Below are 16,321 nucleotides of genomic sequence, written 5' to 3' on the forward strand. Positions count from 1 at the left end.
TCTGCTGCCTAAAGGCAACGGAAAGAGCCGTTTTCTTTAAGCTGTAAAAATGGAGAGTTGCCTCCAGCTTACCAACCAGCCTCCCCTTAAGTCGCAAGGCGTCCGTAAGCCTAATGGTAGCGCCGATAAGCGGTGCATTACGTCTATAAGCGCACTTGAAACCTTGCTGCACGGTGGATGTATCCTGCAAGAGTAGTTGAAATCTTGCTGCACGGTTGATATATTCTGCAAGAGTAGTTGAAACTTTGCTGCACGGCGGAGATATTCTATAAGGGTAGCTGAAACTTTGCTGCACGGCAAAAGTAGCCTACAAGAGTAGCTGAAGCGTCAAGGATAGGTAGCAAGCGTAACAAAACGGCACCATTTTGCAACCTTCGCTACGGCTATCCGTAAAACTTAATCGGATGAAATAGTATTAACCGATTAAAATCTAACTTTATGCTAAAGTTAAACGTAGCCCGTGCGCTAAAGCTTAAGGGGATTGACGATGTTACCAGCTACCTTAAAAAGCTAGGTTACCAACGCACAAAGGCCTACAACATATCCAACGGCAGGCATCGAATGGTGGAGCTGGCCGACATGGAGCATCTTTGCCTGCATCTCCGCTGTACGCCCAACGACCTACTGGAGTGGACGCCCACCAAGCCTACCGACGATATGGCCGAACATCCGCTGCAGGCCATCCGCCGAAAGGATAGCGCGGTGGCCCTGGTGGAGCTCGTGCAGAGCCTGCCTGTGGAGGATATGGCAGAGGTGGAGCGCTTCATCCTAGAGCGGCACAAGGGGCAACAGCCATCAACGTAAAAGCCCGACAGCATGGCCGGGCTTTGGGTATGCGGTGCGGGCGTTGGCTATTTCAGCGTAATGAAGTTGTAGTAGTCTTTTACGCCAACATCAAATCTTCCTTTGCTTAGAACCACCCGCGAGCCATTACCTCTATCTCCAGCTAGCTCAAAGTAGCCAGATATGATCATTTGGCTATATTTTTTGTCGATTAGCACCTTCTGGACACGGTTGAAGGTCAACTTTCCGGTGGTGATATGGAGCGGCTGCGTTGCGCCATCATCATAAACGGTAACAGCAACAGCGGGGTCGGACAACGAGATGGATTTTCCGTTGAGTGACTCTATCTCCTCAATAGCCTTAAGCGTAAGCGCGGTAGTTTTGATCGCGAGCACGGTTGTTTTCCCATTTTTATCGAAGTAGTTCTCGCCGATGTAGCCCTCAAAACGGAATTCGGTGCTGGTGCTCGATGCGTATATGGTTACTGGCTTCGAGACTTGCTCGTTGGTAAATGCCTCTTCGTTTAGGTAGGCTCCAAAGGTGTTGTAGCCCCACTCGGTGTAGGCGGGCAGGCGGGCGTCGTCGGGATCGGGAATAAAGATGGATTTTCGGAGATCGGACTCCCTGCTGCAACCAGCTACTGCAAAAAGGGCTACTATAAGGTAGGCTATGTTTTTCATTTTCTTAGTTTATGGGATAGGAGATGAATAGCTGCACGCCGATACCAGCCTTGCTGGTTACGATCGACGAGGTGTTGTTGCTGAGGATGTAGGCAGGAAGCAGCACCTCGAAGTTGGCGTTGAGGCTGTGCTCCTTGCCGAGCTTAAATCCGATACTGGGATTAAACGTGGAGAGGAACGACGCTGGAGCGCCAAGCGAATTGGCTACCAGATGCTCGTAGGGGCGCATGGTTGGGCTTACCAGATCGACTTTGGTGCGGTGTCCTACCTTGAAGCTGAGATCGAACCCCATTTTTACAAATAGCCGAAAAAAGCGGGGGCGCATGGTGTACATTCTCATCTCTAAGGGAATCCCTAGATAGTCGGCCGACTGCTTCACGTTTCTGGCTTGGGCGTATTCGGTGAGTGTCCCGTTTTGGTTGTAAAGAATGTAAAATTTGGAGGTGTTGCTACTTAGATTCCAAAAATCGTCGCGCTCAATAGTACTTTCGAAGTGGGTGTAGCGAACTCCCGAAAGTAGGGTCAGATAGCCATCGCTCGATAGGTATTCGCCTTTAATACCGGTATAGAAGCGGTTAAGGGAGGTTTCTATTTCGTCGTGTGCGGTGCTTTCCCATAGCGAGATGGAGTTGGTGGCTCTAATAGAGGCGCTCTCCCTAAATTCCGAGACGTAGGTGGATGTTCCACTTTCGATCCCAATCCGTAGTTTGCCAATTTCCTGCGCTTTGGCTTGTGTAAGCAAAAGGGTGGCACCAAGTATACATAAAACGTTGTTGAGGTATCTCATGCGGGAGCTTTTTCAGGTTGGTTTTTGCGAAGATAGCCGTTTTCGATCCGCATCGATTCTAAATTTTATATATTTTGAACGAATGGTAGAGGATTGTCTAGCTTTTTACCTTTTATGTTGTTTATCTCCTCATAAAAAATGATGCCATGAAATGGATTACGATACTGCTAATGCTGCTTGTTGTAGGTGGTGTTGCGGCGCAGCAGAAGGATGTCAAATCGAAAAAAAGAGGAAAAATGGAGCTACGTAAGCTAACACCCGAGGAGGAATACGTGATACTTAAGAAGGGAACTGAGCGCCCTTTTGTGGGAAAGTACGATAAGTTTTTTGATAAAGGAACCTACGTGTGCCGGCAATGTGGCGCTCCGCTCTACCATTCGGATAGCAAGTTTAATTCGGGTTGCGGCTGGCCTGCCTTCGACGATGAGATTAAGGGGGCAGTAAAGCGCACCACCGATGCCGATGGGCGTCGCACAGAGATAACTTGTGCCCGGTGTGGAGGGCATTTGGGGCATGTTTTCGTAGGCGAAGGTTTTACAAAGACAAACACGCGCCACTGCGTTAACTCCATCTCGCTGGAGTTTATTCCCGATAAAAAGTAGCCTTCGAGGCAATATGCACAGAAAAGCGAGGAGCCCCATTTAAATGGGAGCTCCTCGCTTTATATTATACCAAGATGTTAACCTTTTGCATAGTCCACGCAGATGCGCGCTTCGGTAATTTGCTTTATAAACTCAACCACCTTTAGGTGCTCGGGGTGCACGGCGTAGGCTTCCAGATCGCGAAGCGTGGTGAACTCGCTTTCTAATATCAGATCCCAGTTTCCTTCGGGAGTGCCAGGGGCGTTTATCCCTACGTGGATGTAACGGATCTCATCAATCACCTCTCTTAAACCTTCGAGCCGTTCTTTTGCTTCGAGCGCATTTTGAAGCTTACTTCTTCCGTTTACCTCACTCTTTAGTTTCCAGCAAACAACGTGTTTTACCATATAGCTTATTTTGCGGCAAATATATTAACTATGGCGTAAGTTTAAAGTAGGTAGAACTGTTTAAATCGGTGTGGTAGCATCTGTTTTACGCAAAGCGCTTGTGGCTGCATTGGCTAAAACGAGTAGGCTAGCCCAACGCTCAAAATCTCCTTAAACTGAATTTTGCTGATTACGTTATCGTCGTAAATCAGGTTGGTAGTAAGCGTGGTGGCCAAATATTTGTTTACCTTCATAAAGAGTATCATCTGCCAGTTGACGTCGATATTCTGGGGCTTGTCGTTGTAGCTGGAGAAGAGCTGCAGCGATGTTTCGATGTTTACGTTTTTGATGATATTCTCCTTCTTGTACTTTGCGGCAACTACAGCACCCACTTCCGATTTGCTATGCTCACCTGGCGTTACGCCAAAGGCGCCAATGCTCGAGAGGTAATCGTTGCGCACAAAGGTGTACTTGGCCGATATGGGCGAGATGAGAATGGAGAGCGTTTGGCTTTTGTTGATAAACTCCATACCCAACGAGGTAATCAGAAACGCTGGAGCAAAGAATTGTGAGGTAAACTTTTTTGGATCGACCCCGTAGTCGTAGCCGTTGGCAAATTGCGTTTGGAGGTTGGCGCGTGCCGAGTAGTACCAATGGCCCGACGCCTTATAGCCAAATTGGGAGTTGAGGCTAATTTGATCGTTCACCTTTTTTGTCCCCTTACTTTCGAGATGCTGAATTCCGTAGCCTAGGTTTACTCCATTTTGCCAAATAGACTTGCTCCAAGTACGAACAGCGTTTATATTGAAGATGCTGTTTAGGGAGTAGGTGTTTTCGCCTCCCGCAGTCCAGTTGCTCAGAGCCACCTGCGAAAACCCTATGCTTCCTTCTCCTTTAACTGCCCATCCATATTTAATGGAATCTTTAGGCGCTTCCTGTGCGCTGGTGTACGCGCATAGCGCCATCAGTGCTACCGTTAGTAATGTTAATCGTTGCATACTAAATAATATTTGCGGTTTAGTTGATAAACTGATAACCTAATCTACTTGTTCAGTTAACGTCTATTGTAAAATAAGTAACGAATTTTAGAACTGCCAAAAATGGCAAGTGGTTTCGGTCTGATTTTTGTTAATTTTGGAATTCAAAATATTAAATGAATGAGCGTAGCAGAGAACAACTCTACCATGCAGCAGGAGCAAGAGCCCGAAAAGATGAAGAAATCTCTTGGGGTAAGGTTTAGGGAATACTCCTTAAAGGTAAAAGATTTGATGGTTGACCCCAACGAGAGCGATTTTACGAAAAGTATCTCCATTTCGGTGGGCGTTTTTATTTCGATAGTTCCGGCTTGGGGATTACAGACCTTAATTGCTGTTGGTGCGGCTTTTCTGTTTAGGTTAAACAAGCCGCTGGTTATTGCGGCTAGCTATTTGAGCGTTCCGCCGATACTTGGCCCAATTTTGGTTTTAAGCATGGGGCTAGGGGCTTTTTTTGTAGATAAGGCGGTGCATATAACGTTAGCAACAGCCAACTACGATTTGGTAATGGCTGCGCTGCATCAGTACATAATAGGAAGCGTGGTGCTTGCGCTGATTGCTGCTCCCGTTTTTGGAATTCTAACCTTTGGAATTCTCAAGATATTTGTAAGAAAGCGAGCCTAGGTGCTCGCTTTCTTCGTTAATTGACTTTTTTAGGGGAGAGGGGCTTTTTCTCTATAATTTCACCTTTACTGTTCACCTTTGTTTTATAGGCCTGCTTTTTCCCATCGGTACCAACTTCGAAGAAAAAGTATTCGTTATCTCGTTCAACTTTTTTCTTTACGCTGGAGTAGCTGCTTTCTAATTCGGGCGAAATGGTTTTACCCATTTTCCGTTTTTCGTCAACCTTTCGAAGGAAACTTTTCAGCTCGTTAATTCCTTTAGGAAACTCCTTAAATTCGTTGCTATAGATATCGGAAATGCTATAGTAAGGGATTGTGCTTTCTGGATCGTACTCTTTGGCCTTGTTGAAGCTCTCTATGGCATCTGAAAATCTTCGAGTTTTTTCGAATATGTTGCCATACTCGATATAGCCCATAAATAGCTTGGTGTGATCGGGCTTTAAGTTGTCGATGGCCTTGGCAATATATCTTAATGCGTTTTTATTATCGTTAACTTCGTAGTACGACTTGCCTAGATAGTAGGGGATTTCGAACATTAAGCTATCCATATCTACGCTTTTGTTGTAAACCCGCTGTAAATATTCCGAAGCATCGAGATAAAATCCTTTTTTGAAGCTGGCAAAGCCGCCCAGCTTGTCGCAGTAAGTTTCGGTGCTATCACCGTCGTTTATTAGATTCTTTATGTAGGTAAGGCACGAGTCAATCTCCTCATTTCTGTAATGGGCGTTGGCAATATTGCGGCGGAGTAGAATTGCTAGGCGTGAGTTTTTGTCGGGAAGCTGTGCAAGCCCCATTTGGGCAGTAGCAATACTTTCAGTGTATTTGTTATTCGCTATTTGCGCGCTGGAAAGGAGAAGCACTGTTCCGATATTGGAAGAGTCGAGCTGAACTGCCTTTATGTAGGCCGGAAGCGCATTTTTTGATTCGTTGTTAGATTCGTATACGCGTCCTAGATTTCGGAAGTAGGATGCGTTGCTGCTATCTATAGCGCAAAGTCTACGAGCAAAAAAGAGGGCGCTTTGCATGTTTCTACTGCTAAGATAAAATTTTAGCATCAGGCTAAGGGCTTGCGTATTGTTGGAGTCGAGCTCGTTAACTTTTTGTAGGGAGAGCAGAGCCTTGTCCTCCTCGCCTTTGGCGAGGTAAACTTCGCTAAGCAGCAGGGATGTTTTCACATCGTTAGAGTCGAGTAGGTAGGCTCGGTTGAGGTAGTCGATGCTTTTGCTGTAGCTGTTCTTGTCCTTGTAGGCAAGCGCCAAACGACTGTACACCTTTTTAGATGGTTGTCCAGTTGACAGCAGCTGTTCGCCAAACCTGATTATGGCCTCTCTATCGTCGTTTATGATGGCGCGGTTGTACTCCTCGCGTTGTGCGAAGAGGGTAGTGCTGCTAAAGAATAGAAGTGTTGATACTAAGATTTGTAATGCTTTCATGGGTAAGCGTTAGATTCGGTTTCGTAGGATTAATTTAAGCACTGCCGAGGGGGGCGGCAGTGCTTAAATTAATGCTGACTTGGGAGACTTAATTAAGTGTATAGCTTAAAATGAAAGATTTAGGATTGTTTGTAAGAATGAATCGCTATACCTACTTTTTCCCAATTATGTTTGCGCCAGTTAGAACTTTTGATTCTGAGGTGCCTTCTACTACAGTCATTTCAATTACACCATTTTTCCCCTTTTCTCCATACTTTGCAACGGCACTTTCTCCTTTTAGAATAGTAATTTTATCTACGGTTCCGAGGTTGTTAACATCTCCTGTGTACTCTTTGCCGTTCACGATTTTGAGAACCTTTGATAGGTCTTCGCTCGTTTGTGTAGATTCGGGAGCCCCGTCGAACTTAAACTTAATAGGGAAGGTAAACGATACTCTTACTGGCTTTCCCTTCTGCTTTCCTGGATCCCATTTGGGAGAATTCTTAACAATTCGGATGGCCTCTTGGTTGAGAGAGGGATCTGTGCCTCTGAGTATTTTTACGTTAGAAACTTCACCTGATGCTTCTACAATGAACTGTACATATACGGTTCCTTGTATTCCTTTTTTTGCTGCCTCTTCGGGGTATTTCAGCTTTGCACCTACGTACTCCCTAAAGCCTAAGCTGGCCTCTTTACCATTGAAGGTGGGCATGTCCTCGGCAACTAAGTAAATTGCCTCTTCTCCTTTACCTTTTTTTGAGACCTTTGTCCAATCGGAGAGCATGTAGTGAATAGGGAAGGTGAAGGAAATTCGTACTGGCGTTCCTTTTATTTCGCCTGCTTTCCATCCAGTTGCTTGAGATACTACTCGTATGGCCTCCTTATCCAGGGATGGGTCAACTCCTTTTAGAATATTTACATTGGAAACAGAGCCATCTTTTTCTACAATAAACTGTACGTAAACGTTTCCTTGGATGCCGTTTTTAAGAGCAACCTCAGGATATTTAAGGTTCTTAACAATGTACTCTCGGAAGCCTAGAGTTGCATCTTTACCTTTAAAGGTGGGCATCACTTCAGCAGTATTGTAGATCTTATCATCCTGAAGTGTTGCTTCACTTGCTAATTGAGTAAAATTGGTGGATGCATCGTTCGAAGTTGAGGTTGCGTTATTTTTCGATATCTTATCAACCCCCATTTCCACGGTAAACGAGGTAAGCGCGAGTGCCGATACGAATGCTACTGGAACGAGTATTCCTTTTACTCGTAACCATGCTGAATTACGATTTTTGTTCATCATCTTGATGCGTTTTTTAATAAGGATTAAGCTGAAATGGTTTACCGGAACCACCTCTCTCCCTACCGTGGCGTTTACCAGCGAGGCTTGATACTCGTACGTGTCGATTCCGAGATCGACAACCGCTCGGTCGGCGGTGTACTCGTGGTTTTCGACAATTAGCCGCTTAAGCATCCACGACGCTGGGTTAAACCATTGGAACACCGTAAATATTTCGCCTAAAAGCATATCCAACGAGTGCCAATGCCGGCTATGAACGCGCTCGTGGATGAGCATCTTGGTTAAATCGCGGTGTTCAATTAGCTTCTCGGGAAAGACAATCCATCCAAAGAAGGCAAAGGGGGAGATGGCCGCGCGGGTCACCTTTATTTGGTAGCTATCGATAGCCAAATTTTTTGCGGTTGCAATGATATAGATTACTCTGATGTACGAGCCTACCATTTTAAGCAGGAAAATGGCCACTCCAGTAAGGTAAACGGTAAGAATAATGTTGCAGGTGCTGCCCCAATCGCCGTTGGCGCTGGTGCTGCTGGGGGTAACTACGAGTTCGGGAATATTTATGGTGTAGGTTGGGCTTATGACCACCGCCGGAAGTAAGTTTCCCTGCGAGGTTCCCTGCTGCATGGTTAGAATGGGAACCACTACGCTCCAAACGATTGCTCCAACCAGATAGAATCGGTTTCGGACGAGCGTCTGGTCGGCCGATAGGGCTGCCTTAAAGAGCAGCATCAGGAGCAGTATACTTAGGGATGCTTTCCCTAAGTATATTAGAAACTCGACGGTCATGATTCCTTCTTATTTTGTTTTACCATCTCGAGGATCTCCTTCAGGTCGTCTTCGGTAAGCTTCTCGTTTTTGGCAAAAAACGATACGATGTTTTTGTACGAATTCTCGAAGTAGCTATTAACGAAGCTCGACAGGAAGCTGGAGGTATACTCCTCTTGCTTTACAATGGGGAAGTAAACGTTTACGTTTCCGTAGGTTTTGTGATCGATAAAACCTTTAGACTCCAGCACTTTGATAACGGTAGCAAGCGTGTTGTAGTGAGGCCTTTTCTTTTCAGGATAGTTTTCGAGCACATCCTTTACAGTACCTTCGCCGGTTTTCCATACTGCTAGCATTACCTTCTCTTCTTGACGTGTTAACTTTTCCATTGCTATTTAAAATTATCTACAAACAAATGTAACTATAAAAATAGTAATAACAACTATTTTTATAGTATTTATTTTATATTTTTAGTTTTGGAAGGGGCTTGTTGAAGCAACTGCCATTAAATCAGGGATAAAAATGTGCTGCTTCTGAAAAAAAAAGTTTTTTTTTGAAGCAGCGCTTATGGTTTTTTGGGGGATGTATTCCCTTTTCTTCGATTTTGTAGCTGCGACAGTAGCGTATTTAAGCGAAAAGGGAGGGAACGAGGGGGCTTTTCTGAATCTTTAGTTTGGTTAGGACGATTTTTTATTCGATTTTTTTTATTCGATGGCATCTAAACCCTTTTGATTTGAATTTTAGGCTCATTCGGCATCATCTTTTTTCTAATAGGGAAATATGGGCTCAACGATTTTCTAGAAAAACCATTTTGCTTACTCACTTAGAAGGGATACTTCCAGCAATTTTAAAAAGTAGGACTCCGAAACGGTTTTGCATACCTCCGAAACTAAAAGGCAGGTCTCCGAAATCGTTTTGCATACCTCCGAAACCCAAAAGCAGATATGAAAAATGATTTTTCCTATCTACGAAAGCAAAAAGTAGGTCTCCGAAATGGTTTTTCATATCTCCGAAACCAAAAAGTAGATGTGCAAAACGGTTTTTCATATCTCCGAAACCAAAAAGTAGATGTGCAAAATGCTTTTTCCTATCTACGAAATCAAAAAGCAGGTATGCAAAATGGATTTTCCTATCTACGAAAGCAAAAAACAGGTACGAAAAATGGTTTTTCCTATCTGCAAAATCAAATTGCAGGTACGAAAAATCATTTTTCGTACCTGCAAAAATAAAACGCAGATTATCAAGTGTTTCCTTGTTTTGGTGCATTTGGAATGGCGCTACAAAGCGTATATTGGGGGTCTACCGCCTTGCAAAGCGAGCTTATGAAGGCTATAAGCTGCTTTATGGGCCACTTTGAGGTGAAAATGCTGGAGAATAAAAATCCGAAGTTCGAAGCCTTGGACAGGAGCATCACCGTAGTGTAATATAATGTTAGAGCAGAGCGCGGCAAAGGGCAAAATAGGCAAGGAGGGTACGCCTAGCCTGATGCGCTGCTAAGCTGGCCGATTTTAATCGTAGCACCTTTTAAAGAAACTCGAATAACCGCCTTAAAAGGATGGCTATTTTACATTGCAAGAGTCTCCTGCTACAAGGGATCTTTGGTGTAGGGTAGAGGGAGGTCTTCTTTCTTTTGGTAGACCTGATTTTACGGCTTCTTAGGGGCTCACCCCATAAGAGTCGCTCTGCCTTTTTAGGGGAGGCGTTTTTTCTTGAATAAGCGCGCAAGGGGGTGCTGGGACGATATTATGGCGGCTTTGTTGAAAAAAGAGGGCTGCCCTATGTGGAGCAGCCCTATGCTGTTTTGTTACGAGAGCCAGCTTATTTTGCGAGCTTCGAGACTTTAAGCGTCCAAACGTAGCTGCATGGAGGCGTATTTTTGAGCGAGGAAGGAATGGAAACACGGAATCCGTTACCATCCTTTTTCCAGCTGAGGTTTCCTTTGTATCCCAGCAGGGTTACCTTAGCCCCTTTGGCTGGCTGGTGCGATTTTATGACAATTTCGGAGGGAATTCTCTCGCCATCCTTTGCCATATACAGGAAGTAGGTGCTGCTACCTTTTTGAGTCATGCAGATGTTGTTTTCCTTAAAGGGGGCAACGGGTTCGGTGTCGTAAATAGCTTCCTGGTTAACCTTCATCCAGCTGCTGTACTCCTTTAGCAGGTTGTAGGCGCCATCGGGCCAAGTTCCGTCGGGGGCAGGAGCAATATTTAGCAGCAGGTTTCCACCCTTAGCTACAATATCGACAAGCAGCTGCACGCCTTCGCGTCCGCTCATAAACTTGGCGTTAGGCGTGTACGACCAGCCGCCACCAGCGATGATGCAAGACTCCCAAGGGTAGGGAAGCGTTTTTTCGGGAACGCGATTTTCGGGCGTTAGGTAGTTTTGGTTTTTACCATGCACCGCTCTGTCTACAACAATGAGGCCTGGTTGCTTTTGGCGTGCCTTTTCTACCAGCTCGTCCATTTTAATATCCTGATTTACGATGCGGCGCTTTACAAAACCGCCTTTAGCTTCGTCCATAATGCCTTTATAGGCTTCGGCGATTACCTTGTCGTCTTTTTTGGCAACCCAACCTCCATCTAACCAAAGGATATCGATCTTACCGTAGTCCGATAGCAGCTCGAGAATTTGGTTGTGGGTAAATTCCACGTACTTATTCCATTTTTCGGGATAGGTAACGGGGTTGTAGTTCACGTTTCTATCGAAAGGAGGGTAGTAAGGATCCCAGTACCACTGGCAATGCCAGTCGGGCTTAGAGAAGTAGGCTCCGGCCCATAGTCCTTGATTGCGGAATGCCGAAAACACCTCCTTGGCAATATTTGCCTTCGAGTTTTTAGAAAAAGGGCAGGCTGCATCGGTTACCTTGTAGTCGGTATACTTTGAATCGAACATGCAGAAGCCATCGTGGTGCTTAGTGGTAAAAACCACGTAGCGCATTCCTGCTTCTTTTGCGGCTTTAGCCCACATGTCGGGGTTAAACTTGGTTGGGTTGAAGGTATTTTTCAATCCTTCGTACTCCTTTTTATATTCGAAGTAGTTTTTGAAGTTTTTTCCGGCCGTACGTTCGCACCAACCCTCATCTTCGGGGCACAGCTGCCAGCTTTCGACAATACCCCACTGGCTGTAGGTTCCCCAGTGCATTAGAAGCCCAAACTTTAGGCCCTGCCACTGCTTTACCTTCGCCATTGCTAAAGGATCTGTTTCTGGAACATAGCGTTCGTCTTCGTAGATAGCCTGTGCAAATCCGCCAAGCTGCGAGAAGGCGATGGCTGCTATCAAAAGTAATTTTCTCATGGTGTTTGAGTCATGGTTAATAAAGGATTAGATTGTAGAGTCAATCTAACCATACAAAAATATTAAAACTAAATTGGATAGGCCACTTTTGGCTGGCTACTTTGCTAAAGTACGGTAAGTATGCTAGAATGCGGAGTGCCGCTTCTTTTTTTGAGTGTATCGGTTTTACTTCAGCGCTTTACGGGAGTAAATGGTGTAAACGAAGTTTGTACCAATAATAAGAAGTACGCCAACTATGGCTAGGAGCGAGTATTTTTCGCCTAGAAAGATGAGCGCAAGTAACGATCCGAATATTGGTTCGAAGTAGGCTATCAGCGGGGCAATATCGGCCCGAACGCTGCTAAATCCTTTAAAATAAAAGATACCGCCGATGGTAGTGGCAAAGGCTCCTAGACCTGTCGCAAATCCTATATTTGAAACCGAAATGGTTACCGGAAGAATGAACGCGAAGGGTATAAAAAGCACAAATCCTACGGCAATCCCACTTATAAGCGTATGTTCGGGGGCTACATCAACGCTTTTTAATGCGCGCACCATAACCATCATAATGCTGAAGAAAAAGCCCGACGAAATGGCGGATACAAGTCCAACAACGTTTAGATTGGCGTTGGAGAGGGTAGAACCCACAATTAGTAGCAATCCGGTGAGGTTAATGGCCGATGAAACGTAGTATTTTGTTCCGAATGATGTTTTAGGGATGCTGGGGAGGAAATATCGGCGCATCATCTTTTCGGCAAAGGGCAGATAAATGGATGCGGTGTAAAGCATCACAACGCTCATGCCCAGCGAAAAAAGAAGCGTACCCCAAACGTAGGTGGCCATTACAAGAGCCGACACCAATCCCGTAAAAAGGTAGATTACAGGATGCTTTTTTATGGAAGAAAGGTTGCTTTTGATGTATGCGTTGGCCGACTTGGGGCTAAAGGCTAGGCAAAGTGCTGCAATAACCAAAAATCCTGCCAGCGAAAAGGTGAAACGGTATAGCAGCACATTAATAGGGTGTGTGCCCTCTATAAAGTGGGCAAAAACGCCCATCGAGCCCATTAGTAGGCATCCTAAAATAAGTGTTGAAAGCCCTTTAGTGCTGCCCATAGCCTATTCGGGTAAGCTAAAGAAACCGTCGAGCACCAGCTTGGTTGGAACAACCTTCATTTGTGCGATGTTGTAAACCAGCTCGGCTACTTCGTCGGGTTGGATGAATGAAAGTACCTTATCTTCGAAATATTTACGTTCGTCGGTACTTACGCCAGCCCATAACGACGTTTCGACAGGGCCAAGCTGTAGGTTAAAAACTTTCATTTCGCCAGCACGTCCATAGCGGGCGTTGTAGCTCTTGGCAAGGTTATCTATATAGGCAAAGCTGGCGCCGTAGTGTGGAGCGGATGGTAAACCGAAGTCGGCGCTTTGTCCTAAAAGATTTACAAGTAGCCCCACTTTGTTTAGATGTTTTTTGGCAAGGGTAAATATCGCAACGTGGCCTCTAAGAAATTTTTCTATACGTTCGTAGTCGTCAAACGAGGCTAAGTCGGTATTGATGTAGGGAAATGCGGCAGTAACTACCAAATCCAGATTCCCGATTAGCTCAAAGGTTTTTTCGATGGCCTCTACGTTGGTAATATCGAGCTGCAGGCGATTTCCTTCGGGCAGATTTTCTTTTGGGGTGTTGTACGTATAGTATATGGTATAGTCTGACTGTAACTTTTGGATGATTGCCTTGCCCATGTCGGAGCCGCCGCCGATTACTAGCGCATTTTTTGCCATGTTTTACCTTTATTTAGATGGACTGCAATTATAGCAAGAAAGCGCGGCTTTTTGTGGCTTTTGGTAAAAGAAAAAATCCCGCGACCAATCACAGGGGCGGGATTCTATCTAGAGTTTAACGTTGTTTCTAACGTCTAACAAATCTGACTATTTTGTAGCAAGCTCAACTGCTTTAGCAACTGCAGCAGCAATTCCGTCGGCATTTTTACCGCCTGCTTGGGCAAAGAATGGCTGTCCGCCACCACCGCCTTGTATCTCTTTGGCTGCTTCGCGCACAATGGTTGATGCATTTAATCCACCTGCAACGAGGTTGTCGCTAAGCATGATGGTTAGAAGCGGTTTGCCACCATCGTAGGTTCCGGCAACGAAAACAAGGTCTTCGGTAATTTGGCCGCGAAGCTGGTAGGCTATATCTTTAACCATTTCGCCCGGCATATCAAGCGTAAATCGGATAAGCTTCTTTCCGTTTAAGTCTTCCATGCTTTTAAGAAGGTGCTCCTTCATGGCAACTGCCTTTTCCTTCATGTACTCTTCTGCCTTCTTTTTAAAGTCGACATTTTCCTCAATAGCCTTTTTGATGGCGTTAACGAGGTTTGGAGAGTTATGGAATAGGCTACTTACCTCCTTAATAAGATCTTGGTGGAAGTACACCAGCTCTTCGGCCTTTTGAGCCGTTACGGCTTCGATACGGCGAACACCGGCAGCGATAGCGCTCTCTGTGGTAATTTTTAGGAATCCGATTTGGCCAGTAGCAGGAACGTGGGTTCCTCCACAAAGCTCAACCGATTCGCCAAACTTAATAACACGTACCTTATCGCCATACTTTTCTCCGAATAGCGCCATTGCACCCATTTTCTGAGCCTCCTCGATTGGAGTTTCGCGGTATTCGTTAAGCGGAGAGTTTTTGCGGATAAGCTCGTTTACTATTTTTTCTACCTGACGGATTTCCTCGTCGGTTACCTTTTGGAAGTGCGCAAAGTCGAAGCGAAGTCCATCGGGGCGTACTAGCGATCCTTTTTGCTCTACGTGTGTGCCAAGCACCTGACGAAGCGCAAAGTGAAGAAGGTGGGTAGCCGAGTGGTTGTTGGCTGTTGCTGTGCGAGCCTCTTCGTTAACTACCGCCTGGAAATTTGCCGAAGCATCCTGTGGCAGCTTATCGGTAATGTGTACAATCAGGTTGTTTTCCTTAACGGTATCAATGATGTTGATACGCTCGGTTTCAGATTCAATGTAGCCCGAGTCACCAACCTGTCCGCCGCTTTCGCCATAGAATGGAGTGCGGTCGAAAACCAGCTGGTAAAGTGTTTTGTTCTTACTTTTTACCGCACGGTAGCGAGCAATAACAACATCAGCCGAGGTGTGATCGTAGCCAATAAACTCTTCGGTTTCGAACTTACGAAGCTCCATCCAGTCGTCGGTTTCTACAGCGGCAGCGTTGCGCGAGCGGCTCTTCTGCTCCTCTAGCTCCTTCTCAAAGCCTGCTCTATCGATGGTGAATCCTTTTTCGCGGGCAATAAGTTCGGTAAGATCGTAGGGGAAACCGTAGGTATCGGTAAGGATGAAGGCTGTTTTGCCATCAATCTCATTTTTGCTTTCGGCTTTCCCTTTTTCGATGATATTATCAAGAAGGCGAATTCCTGTTTCGAGGGTACGAAGGAATGCAGCCTCCTCCTCGGTTATAACTTTTTCTATAAGCGTTTGCTGCGACTTAAGCTCTGGGAACTGTTCGCCCATTTGTCCAACTAGGGTTGGAATAAGCTTGTTGATGAACGGTTCTGTAAAGCCTAGGAAGGTGTACCCGTAACGAACGGCACGGCGAAGGATGCGACGAATCACATATCCAGCCTTTACGTTCGAAGGTAGCTGTCCGTCTGCAATAGAGAAGGCAATGGCCCGAACGTGGTCGGCAATAACGCGCATGGCGATATCTGCCTCCTTATTTTCGCCGTACTTCTTGTTGGAAAGTTCGGCTAGCTTAAGAATCATTGGCTGGAAAACGTCGGTATCGTAGTTGCTCTTCTTTCCTTGAAGGGCCATACACAGGCGCTCGAATCCCATTCCTGTATCCACGTGCTTGGCAGGTAGCAGCTCTAGCTCGCCGTTTGCCTTGCGGTTAAACTGCATGAATACGTTATTCCAAATCTCTATAACTAGCGGATTGTCCTTATTTACAAGGTCGCGACCGGCCACTTTTTGGCGCTCGTCGTCGTCGCGTAGGTCGATATGAATTTCGGAGCAAGGACCGCATGGACCTGTATCTCCCATCTCCCAGAAGTTATCCTTTTTCGATCCTGGTAGGATTTGTGCCTCTGGCAGGTATTTTTTCCAAATTTCGAATGCTTCAACGTCGGCTTCCATCTTATCGGCTTCGCTACCGCCAAAGTACGATGCGTACAACCTATCCTTAGGTAGCTTGTAAACTTCGGTTAGGAGCTCCCATGCCCATGCAATGGCCTCTTCCTTAAAGTAGTCTCCAAACGACCAGTTTCCCAACATCTCGAACATGGTATGGTGGTAGGTATCGTGGCCTACTTCCTCAAGGTCGTTATGCTTACCTGATACGCGGAGGCACTTTTGGGTGTCGGCCGCACGTGGATACTTGGCAGGCGCATTGCCTAGGAAGATGTCCTTAAACTGGTTCATACCAGCGTTGGTAAACATAAGCGTTGGGTCGTTTTTAACAACCATTGGAGCCGATGGCACTATTTCGTGCTGCTTCGACCGGAAGAAATCAAAGAATGTTTTTCTAATCTCATTCGAATTCATAGAGAACCGACTTTATTTCAATTTTACTTAATTTCAGGTTATGGCTCATTTTGATGAGCTTTGCAAGTTACCTTTTGGCGCGCTATCTGCAAAGCGGAGCGCCCCTTCTCTGCAATTATTAACAGTTACGGGCAATAAAATGGGCGTTTTACCCG

The 16,321-nt window shown here is 45.6% G+C and carries 16 protein-coding genes and 1 pseudogene; 6 read left to right on the forward strand and 11 right to left on the reverse strand.

Annotated features, from left to right (window positions below; translation table 11 throughout):
- Nucleotides 1–49 precede the first annotated feature (49 nt).
- Both L990_RS19990 and L990_RS10675 read left to right on the forward strand, forming a co-directional pair.
- Nucleotides 50–196 carry a hypothetical protein gene (locus tag L990_RS19990; RefSeq protein WP_156121501.1) on the forward strand — a complete coding sequence of 49 codons (147 nt, stop codon included), beginning with the start codon at nucleotides 50–52 and terminating at the stop codon, nucleotides 194–196.
- 242 nt (nucleotides 197–438) lie between these two features.
- Complete coding sequence (locus L990_RS10675; RefSeq protein WP_047448710.1) at nucleotides 439–804, forward strand: helix-turn-helix domain-containing protein; 366 nt, start codon at nucleotides 439–441, stop codon at nucleotides 802–804.
- Between the two features lie 47 nt (nucleotides 805–851).
- Here the strand turns inward: L990_RS10675 and L990_RS10680 are convergent, their stop codons facing one another.
- The gene (locus tag L990_RS10680; RefSeq protein ID WP_047448713.1) at nucleotides 852–1,463 is read right to left on the reverse strand and encodes a hypothetical protein; all 612 of its coding nucleotides are present in this window, start codon (nucleotides 1,461–1,463) and stop codon (nucleotides 852–854) included.
- A gap of 4 nt (nucleotides 1,464–1,467) precedes the next feature.
- Nucleotides 1,468–2,250, reverse strand: a complete 783-nt coding sequence (locus L990_RS10685; RefSeq protein WP_047448715.1) for a hypothetical protein — start codon at nucleotides 2,248–2,250, stop codon at nucleotides 1,468–1,470.
- A gap of 146 nt (nucleotides 2,251–2,396) precedes the next feature.
- On the opposite strand from L990_RS10685, the pseudogene L990_RS10690 reads away from it, so the two are divergent.
- Nucleotides 2,397–2,849, forward strand: a pseudogene (locus L990_RS10690) (methionine-R-sulfoxide reductase); the annotation flags it as partial.
- 80 nt (nucleotides 2,850–2,929) lie between these two features.
- Here L990_RS10690 and L990_RS10695 read toward each other — a convergent pair.
- Together L990_RS10695 and L990_RS10700 are read right to left on the reverse strand one after the other, a co-directional pair.
- Nucleotides 2,930–3,238 (reverse strand): Dabb family protein, encoded by a 309-nt coding sequence (locus L990_RS10695; protein WP_047448718.1) that lies wholly within the window; start codon nucleotides 3,236–3,238, stop codon nucleotides 2,930–2,932.
- A gap of 113 nt (nucleotides 3,239–3,351) precedes the next feature.
- Nucleotides 3,352–4,215 carry a DUF3078 domain-containing protein gene (locus tag L990_RS10700; protein ID WP_047448721.1) on the reverse strand — a complete coding sequence of 288 codons (864 nt, stop codon included), beginning with the start codon at nucleotides 4,213–4,215 and terminating at the stop codon, nucleotides 3,352–3,354.
- A gap of 159 nt (nucleotides 4,216–4,374) precedes the next feature.
- On the opposite strand from L990_RS10700, the gene L990_RS10705 reads away from it, so the two are divergent.
- Complete coding sequence (locus L990_RS10705) at nucleotides 4,375–4,875, forward strand: DUF2062 domain-containing protein (protein ID WP_047448724.1); 501 nt, start codon at nucleotides 4,375–4,377, stop codon at nucleotides 4,873–4,875.
- A 16-nt stretch (nucleotides 4,876–4,891) separates the two neighbouring features.
- Here L990_RS10705 and L990_RS10710 read toward each other — a convergent pair whose 3' ends face one another.
- From L990_RS10710 to L990_RS10720, 3 genes are all read right to left on the reverse strand, one after another.
- Complete coding sequence (locus tag L990_RS10710) at nucleotides 4,892–6,307, reverse strand: tetratricopeptide repeat protein (RefSeq protein ID WP_047448727.1); 1,416 nt, start codon at nucleotides 6,305–6,307, stop codon at nucleotides 4,892–4,894.
- A gap of 151 nt (nucleotides 6,308–6,458) precedes the next feature.
- Nucleotides 6,459–8,366 carry a M56 family metallopeptidase gene (locus L990_RS10715; protein WP_081981678.1) on the reverse strand — a complete coding sequence of 636 codons (1,908 nt, stop codon included), beginning with the start codon at nucleotides 8,364–8,366 and terminating at the stop codon, nucleotides 6,459–6,461.
- Complete coding sequence (locus L990_RS10720) at nucleotides 8,363–8,734, reverse strand: BlaI/MecI/CopY family transcriptional regulator (protein WP_047448732.1); 372 nt, start codon at nucleotides 8,732–8,734, stop codon at nucleotides 8,363–8,365. The genes L990_RS10715 and L990_RS10720 overlap by 4 nt, the downstream gene beginning before the upstream one ends.
- 555 nt (nucleotides 8,735–9,289) lie before the next feature.
- Here L990_RS10720 and L990_RS19995 point away from each other — a divergent pair.
- On the forward strand, nucleotides 9,290–9,574 hold the full coding sequence (locus tag L990_RS19995; protein WP_156121502.1) for a hypothetical protein: 285 nt from the start codon (nucleotides 9,290–9,292) through the stop codon (nucleotides 9,572–9,574).
- Nucleotides 9,575–9,589: 15 nt separating this feature from the next.
- Nucleotides 9,590–9,769 (forward strand): hypothetical protein, encoded by a 180-nt coding sequence (locus tag L990_RS20000; protein ID WP_156121503.1) that lies wholly within the window; start codon nucleotides 9,590–9,592, stop codon nucleotides 9,767–9,769.
- 394 nt (nucleotides 9,770–10,163) lie between these two features.
- On the opposite strand, the gene L990_RS10730 is transcribed toward L990_RS20000, so the two are convergent.
- The 4 genes from L990_RS10730 to alaS form a co-directional block, all read right to left on the reverse strand.
- A complete protein-coding gene (locus L990_RS10730) occupies nucleotides 10,164–11,639 on the reverse strand; it encodes an alpha-L-fucosidase (protein WP_047448737.1) in 1,476 nt (491 codons plus the stop codon).
- Nucleotides 11,640–11,804: 165 nt separating this feature from the next.
- On the reverse strand, nucleotides 11,805–12,731 hold the full coding sequence (locus tag L990_RS10735; protein ID WP_047448739.1) for a DMT family transporter: 927 nt from the start codon (nucleotides 12,729–12,731) through the stop codon (nucleotides 11,805–11,807).
- A gap of 3 nt (nucleotides 12,732–12,734) precedes the next feature.
- Nucleotides 12,735–13,400 (reverse strand): SDR family oxidoreductase, encoded by a 666-nt coding sequence (locus tag L990_RS10740; protein WP_047448741.1) that lies wholly within the window; start codon nucleotides 13,398–13,400, stop codon nucleotides 12,735–12,737.
- A 147-nt stretch (nucleotides 13,401–13,547) separates the two neighbouring features.
- The gene (gene alaS, locus L990_RS10745) at nucleotides 13,548–16,166 is read right to left on the reverse strand and encodes an alanine--tRNA ligase (RefSeq protein ID WP_047448743.1); all 2,619 of its coding nucleotides are present in this window, start codon (nucleotides 16,164–16,166) and stop codon (nucleotides 13,548–13,550) included.
- Nucleotides 16,167–16,321: the final 155 nt, after the last annotated feature.

The organism is Alistipes sp. ZOR0009 (assembly GCF_000798815.1).
Classification (GTDB): Bacteria; Bacteroidota; Bacteroidia; order Bacteroidales; family ZOR0009; genus Acetobacteroides.